Raw genomic sequence first — 779 nt, 5'->3', positions numbered from 1 at the left:
GGACCTACCGGACACCCAAGCGGCTACAGCCAGCAACCAGACCGTTGCGCGGAATGGCTCACTAGGAAACACGCAGGCAATGCAGCCTGCGGATACACATTGAGTGCCGCCTTAGTAGTGCTTTGTCATGTGCACGGCGCGTCGGGTAGCTGTCTATCGTGGTTGGTGTTTGACTTCGAATTGTATATGCGTGGCCTGCTCACCGACGGCGCGCGGAAGTCGATGCAGCCGATGGCGGAACGCCCCGGCGTCGATCATCAGCAGTTACAGCGATTCATCACGTCCTCGACGTGGGACTACCCGGCGGTGCGGGCGAACGTGGCACGGTGGACGGTGGACGCGATCGACCGGGCCGGGTACGGCTAGCGGAGATCCGCTGGCGGATCGAACGCGACTACCGCGAACTCGGACCGGCCTCGGCCTCGACCACGTCGACGGACGCAGTTTCACCGGCTGGCAATGCCACGTCACCCTCACCGTCCTCGTCCTCGTCCTCGTCCAAGCCTTCTGCACCCTGCTGTGCCTCGACCCAGAAGCGGCTGCGCCGGCCTGACCCGCTACGCCGTGCTCCGCGAGCTGCGACTACTGCTCGCCGTCATGGCCGGCGCGTGCCGCCTCTACATCCGCCCATCCGGCGGCATAACGTCAAAAAGCACTACTAGATCCAACGCCGTTCAGTTAGGCGTGGGCGTGGCTGGTCAAGGGTGTGTTGATCGGGGTGTGAGAGGCGGGGTTCCGGTATCAAGGTTTGTCACTCCAAGACAACCCGAACCAGGAAC

Annotated in this window: 2 pseudogenes; both read left to right on the top strand. The window is 63.4% G+C overall.

Annotated features, from left to right (window positions below):
- Nucleotides 1-183 precede the first annotated feature (183 nt).
- Nucleotides 184-348: pseudogene (locus V6U90_RS33670) on the top strand (transposase); the annotation flags it as partial.
- 8 nt (nucleotides 349-356) lie between these two features.
- A pseudogene (locus tag V6U90_RS34170) lies at nucleotides 357-553 on the top strand (transposase); the annotation flags it as partial.
- Nucleotides 554-779 lie beyond the last annotated feature (226 nt).

The organism is Micromonospora sp. CPCC 206060 (assembly GCF_036906895.1).
Lineage (GTDB): Bacteria > Actinomycetota > Actinomycetes > Mycobacteriales > Micromonosporaceae > Micromonospora.
Note: the sequence above shows the minus strand (reverse complement) of the source record. Positions and strands in the feature narration are given on the sequence as shown.